Raw genomic sequence first — 1,909 nt, 5'->3', positions numbered from 1 at the left:
TGTTTTAGAAGCAGGAATATCAATGCAAAAGCACTGAATAATTTTTTTAATCTTATAGTGACTTAATTTACTGTTTTCTATCATGATTCTAGACTAACATATCTATTCTGCTAGTCTAGAGCCTTAAATATTTTCCATCAAGCGCTTTTACATCTGTAACCGTTTCAGCAAGCCATGAAATCGTGGAATACTTTTCTAATTGTGCTTTAGCTTCTGCTGCAATAGCACTTGGTGATCGGCCATCTTGCGTCAAAAAATTATGTGAATGTTCAGCAAAACGATTACGACGTTGCCCTGCCTCAATAATTAAAATACGGCGGCGCGCACGTGCTAAAGGTAAAGCTGCAGAAAGCCCTGCATAACTACCACCAATAATCACAACTTCATAATTCATATTCATAATGCCTATATGTAACTTTAAAAGTTACTATATCACTTAATATGCTTATAAGAAACTTTTAATGTTACAATCTATTAATTACCCTAATCATCTATTTCCTCATGCGTAAAGACAGTAAACTTTCACGAATGCTGCATGTCCTGCTGCACATGGCACGTGAAAATAAGCCTTTCACTTCAGATCAGATTGCCGAAATGCTGGAAACAAATCCTGTTGTGGTGCGTAGAACCATGTCTGGCTTAAAAAAACATGGATTTGTTGATTCTGAGAAAGGCCCTGGTGGCGGCTGGAGTTTGATTAAACCTCTGCATGACATTTCGCTGTATGACATTTACCTTGCTGTCGGTGAACCTTCTATTTTCGCCATTGGCAATGAAAATATGCAGCCAGATTGCTTGGTAGAACTGGTGGTCAATCGGGCACTTGATCATGTCTTTTTTGAAGCGCAAGAAGTGCTGATTAAAAACCTTAAAGCAACTCAATTAGACCAATTGGCGCATGATTTTCAGATTGAATGGAATCAGCAGATGAACACTAAATAAAATAAATGCATCTTCAAATTGATTTCAATTTTAAGTCGCTATACTGAATCTGACTCAGCTCCAACTTAGAAAAAATCAGCATATTCGAGCTTTGATATGTCCATGAATCGCTAAAATATAAAGTTTATACTTATAGCTTATGATTATGTCTAACAAACTTGACCGTCAGAAACTGACGCTCCCAACAGGTCATGACAAGCTTTTATTGCATTCTTGCTGTGCGCCCTGTTCTGGCGAAGTCATGGAAACTTTAATTGAATCTGGTATTGATTTTTCGATCTTTTTTTACAATCCCAATATTCATCCAGTAAAAGAATATGAAATCCGTAAAGAGGAAAATATCCGCTTTGCAGAAAAACACAATATTCCGTTTATCGACTGTGATTACGACACAGACAACTGGTTTGAACGCGCCAAAGGCATGGAAAATGAGCCTGAAAAAGGTATCCGCTGTACCATGTGTTTTGATATGCGCTTTGAACGTACGGCATTATATGCAGCAGAACATGGCTTTAGCCTAATCAGCAGTTCACTGGGTATTTCACGCTGGAAAAATATGCAGCAGATTAATGACTGTGGTCATCGTTCGGCTTCACATTATGACGGAATAACCTATTGGGACTATAACTGGCGTAAAAATGGCGGTGCTGTACGCATGCTGGAAATCAGTAAAAAAGAAGAATTTTATCAGCAGGAATACTGCGGCTGTGTGTATTCACTGCGCGATACCAACCGCTGGCGTATGAGCCAAGGCCGTGACCGAATCAAATTGGGTGTGAAGTTTTATTCCAATGCGATGGATGAAGAAGCTTGAGTTCTGCCCTTCGTTATTTTTTATGGATATAGGACTTACGCACTATTATTTAAAGATTCTCTGTGGTAGCAGATGATTTTTATCGAGAATAAAGTCATCAATGAAGCTTTTGATAATTGGTCTAAATAATTTCTTCTGCCAACGATATACATT

The 1,909-nt window shown here is 38.1% G+C and carries 2 protein-coding genes and 3 pseudogenes; 2 read left to right on the top strand and 3 right to left on the bottom strand.

Annotated features, from left to right (window positions below; translation table 11 throughout):
- Positions 1–84: pseudogene (locus FTU17_RS17260) on the bottom strand (IS1595 family transposase); the annotation flags it as partial.
- Positions 85–127: 43 nt separating this feature from the next.
- Positions 128–394: pseudogene (locus tag FTU17_RS17255) on the bottom strand (FAD-dependent oxidoreductase); the annotation flags it as partial.
- Positions 395–501: 107 nt separating this feature from the next.
- Between FTU17_RS17255 and FTU17_RS17250 the strand changes: the two are divergent.
- Both FTU17_RS17250 and FTU17_RS17245 read left to right on the top strand, forming a co-directional pair.
- A complete protein-coding gene (locus tag FTU17_RS17250) occupies positions 502–942 on the top strand; it encodes an Rrf2 family transcriptional regulator (protein WP_180116982.1) in 441 nt (146 codons plus the stop codon).
- Positions 943–1,087: 145 nt separating this feature from the next.
- Positions 1,088–1,756: an epoxyqueuosine reductase QueH gene (locus FTU17_RS17245; RefSeq protein ID WP_180064195.1), complete on the top strand. Its 669-nt coding sequence runs from the start codon at positions 1,088–1,090 to the stop codon at positions 1,754–1,756.
- A gap of 45 nt (positions 1,757–1,801) precedes the next feature.
- Here the strand turns inward: FTU17_RS17245 and FTU17_RS17240 are convergent.
- Positions 1,802–1,909 (bottom strand): annotated as a pseudogene (locus FTU17_RS17240) (IS701 family transposase); the annotation flags it as partial.

It is taken from the genome of Acinetobacter sp. YH12070 (assembly GCF_013419625.1).
Classification (GTDB): domain Bacteria; phylum Pseudomonadota; class Gammaproteobacteria; order Pseudomonadales; family Moraxellaceae; genus Acinetobacter; species Acinetobacter amyesii.
The sequence above is the reverse complement of the archived record's forward strand: the minus strand, read 5'-3'. Positions and strand labels throughout refer to the sequence as shown.